2 rRNA genes are annotated in these 3,143 nt (G+C 51.2%); both read left to right on the forward strand.

Going from position 1 to position 3,143, the window contains the following annotated elements:
- Positions 1-10 precede the first annotated feature (10 nt).
- Positions 11-2,834, forward strand: a 23S ribosomal RNA gene (locus tag L0660_RS25975).
- A gap of 176 nt (positions 2,835-3,010) precedes the next feature.
- Positions 3,011-3,122: ribosomal RNA gene (gene rrf / locus L0660_RS25980) — 5S ribosomal RNA — on the forward strand.
- The last annotated feature ends 21 nt before the right edge of the window (positions 3,123-3,143 follow it).

Consider the following 3,143-nt stretch of genomic DNA (forward strand, 5'->3'; position numbering starts at 1 on the left):
AATTAAGATCGCGCAAGCGAATTAAGGGCGCATGGGGGATACCTAGGCTCTCAGAGGCGATGAAGGACGTGATAAGCTGCGAAAAGCTACGGGGATTGGCACATACAAATTGATCCGTAGATATCCGAATGGGGCAACCCAGTACCATGAAGTGGTATTACCCTACGGGGGGCAAACGCGGGGAACTGAAACATCTAAGTACCCGCAGGAGAAGAAAACAATAGTGATTCCGCAAGTAGTGGCGAGCGAACGCGGACAAGCCCAAACCAGCCTGGTTACGGCCAGACTGGGGTTGTAGGACTCACCTAGTGGTTATCAATTGAACTGGAATGACGTGGGAAAGTCAATCGTAGAGGGTGAGAATCCCGTACAGGTAAGAGCGATAATTGAGTGAGTATCCTGAGTAAGTGGGGACCGGAGAAATCCCCTCTGAATCCGGCGGCACCATCCGCCAAGGCTAAATACTCCTGAGAGACCGATAGTGAACTAGTACCGTGAGGGAAAGGTGAAAAGTACCGCGAGCAGCGGGGTGAAATAGAACTTGAAACCATGCGCTTACAAGCGGACGGAGCCTACGGGTGACGTCGTGCCTTTTGCATAATGAGCCTACGAGTTACGGTTACTGGCAAGGTTAATGTATTGGAATACAGGAGCCGAAGCGAAAGCGAGTCTGAAATGGGCGATTAGTCAGTGGCTGTAGACGCGAAACTTGGTGATCTACCCTTGGTCAGGTTGAAGCGCTGGTAACACATCGTGGAGGACCGAACCGGTAAACGTTGAAAAGTTTTCGGATGAACTGAGGGTAGGGGTGAAAGGCCAATCAAACTGAGAAATAGCTCGTACTCCCCGAAATGTTTTTAGGAACAGCGTCGTGGTTGAGTCATGGTCAGGTAGAGCTACTGATAGGACTAGGGGGAGTCAAATCCTACCAAATTCTGACAAACTCCGAATGGGCTATGATATACACGGCAGTGAGGGCTGGGGTGCTAAGGTCCCAGTCCGAGAGGGGAACAACCCAGAGCATCAGCTAAGGTCCCAAAATATATGCTAAGTTGAACTAAGGGGGTCCGACTGCAGAGACAGCCAGGATGTTAGCTTGGAAGCAGCTATACATTTAAAGAGTGCGTAACAGCTCACTGGTCGAGCGGGGCGGGCATCGATAATAAACGGGCATCAAGCATATTACCGAAGCTATGCGATAGTAATTTATTACGATCGGTAGGGGAGCATTCTCACAGGGGTGAAGGTTTGGCGTAAGCTGGGCTGGACTGGTGAGAAAAGCAAATGTAGGCATAAGTAACGATAATGCGGATGAGAAATCCGCACACCGAAAGACTAAGGATTCCTCCGCTATGCTAATCAACGGAGGGTTAGGCGGGGCCTAAGGGATAGCCGACAGGCGACTCTCGATGGACAGCAGGTTAATATTCCTGCCCTTGCATGCAGTGTGAAAAAGTGACGGAGTATTGTGGTAAGTACGTACTGACGGAATAGTGCGTTGAGCAGAACCTACGGGTGAAGCGAACTTACGAAAACGCTTCCAAGAAAAGCTTTTGAAACGCCAGCTGTACGCAACCCGTACCGTAAACCGACACAGGTAGTCGAGAAGAATATTCTAAGGTGCTCGAGTGAATCACGGCTAAGGAACTCGGCAAATTAACCCTGTAACTTCGGGAGAAGGGGAGCCTCCTCTGGCGACAGAGAGGCCGCAGAGAAATGGCCCAGGCGACTGTTTAGCAAAAACACAGGGCTCTGCCAAAACGAAAGTTGACGTATAGGGCCTGACACCTGCCCGGTGCTGGAAGGTTAAGAGGGGATGTCATCGCAAGAGAAGCATTGAATCGAAGCCCCAGTAAACGGCGGCCGTAACTATAACGGTCCTAAGGTAGCGAAATTCCTTGTCGGGTAAGTTCCGACCTGCACGAATGGTGTAACGATCTGGGCACTGTCTCGGCCGTGAGCTCGGTGAAATTGTAGTAGCGGTGAAGATGCCGCTTACCCGCCACGGGACGGAAAGACCCCGTGCACCTTTACTATAGCTTTGCATTGTTTTCGGGTCAGGGATGTGTAGGATAGGTGGGAGGCTGTGAAGTTGCGTCGCCAGGCGTGATGGAGCCAACGTTGAAATACCACCCTTCGCTGGCCTGGGATCTAATCCGACAAAGTCGGAGACCGTGCATGGTGGGTAGTTTGACTGGGGTGGTCGCCTCCAAAAGTGTAACGGAGGCTTCCAAAGGTCTGCTCAACACGCTTGGTAACCGTGTGTGGAGTGCAATAGTACAAGCAGGCTTGACTGTGAGACCGACGGGTCGAGCAGGTGGGAAACCAGGGTATAGTGATCCGGTGGTTCTGTATGGAAGGGCCATCGCTCAAAGGATAAAAGGTACGCCGGGGATAACAGGCTGATCTCCCCCAAGAGCTCACATCGACGGGGAGGTTTGGCACCTCGATGTCGGCTCGTCACATCCTGGGGCTGGAGAAGGTCCCAAGGGTTCGGCTGTTCGCCGATTAAAGTGGCACGCGAGCTGGGTTCAGAACGTCGTGAGACAGTTCGGTCCCTATCTGTGGTGGGCGTAGGAAGATTGACGGGGGCTGCCTTTAGTACGAGAGGACCGAGGTGGACCCACCGCTGGTGAACCGGTTGTCACGCCAGTGGCATGGCCGGGTAGCTATGTGGGGAATAGATAAGCGCTGAAAGCATCTAAGTGCGAAACTAGCCCGAAGATGAATCTTCCACATAAGGGTCGTTGTAGACTACGACGTTGATAGGCTGCAGGTGTACGTGTAGAAATACATTCAGCTGAGCAGTACTAATTACCCAAGAGCTTGCACATTACATCTTAACACTTTTTGATCTCTTCTACTTCCAATATGACATTGATTACTCAAAGATATTGTTGAGTGATAAAAACCAACAAAGACCTTGTTGGTGGCTATTGGCCTGGACGGTGCGACGATTCGCTTCACCTCTTGCCATAACCGATATCACTGAAAGACCAACAAAGACCTTGTTGGTGGCTATTGGCCTGGTGTTCACCTCTTCCCATCCCGAACAGAGAAGTTAAGCCCAGAACCGCCGATGATACTTGGATCAAACCTGGTAAAGTAGGTAGCCGCCACAATACCATTCAAAGACCATCTCA

It is taken from the genome of Dyadobacter sp. CY351 (genome assembly GCF_021502625.1).
GTDB lineage: Bacteria > Bacteroidota > Bacteroidia > Cytophagales > Spirosomataceae > Dyadobacter > Dyadobacter chenhuakuii.